The 262-nt window shown below is 61.8% G+C and carries 1 protein-coding gene; it reads left to right on the plus strand.

Annotated elements, in window-relative coordinates; all coding sequences use genetic code 11:
* The coding region (locus NE623_RS14560; RefSeq protein WP_256273545.1) for a methionine adenosyltransferase domain-containing protein at positions 1-262 on the plus strand (262 nt) is incomplete at both ends.

Raw genomic sequence — 262 nt, forward strand, 5'->3', positions numbered from 1 at the left:
CATGGTCGCCGCCCATCTTGCCAATCGTTGTCAGGTCACGCTGGCGTATGCCATCGGGCAGAAAGACCCTGTCATGGTGGATGTGAATACCTTCGGCACCGGCGGCCCCTGCGAGGATGATTGCCTGTCGGCCGCTGTGCGCAAGGCGTATGACCTGACCCCTGCGGGTATCATCAAGCAGCTCGACCTGCTGAACCCCATCTACTCCCGCACGGCGGCGGGCGGTCACTTCGGGCGCGAGGATTTTCCGTGGGAAAATGTT

Source organism: Gemmiger formicilis (assembly GCF_024462815.1).
GTDB lineage: Bacteria > Bacillota > Clostridia > Oscillospirales > Ruminococcaceae > Gemmiger.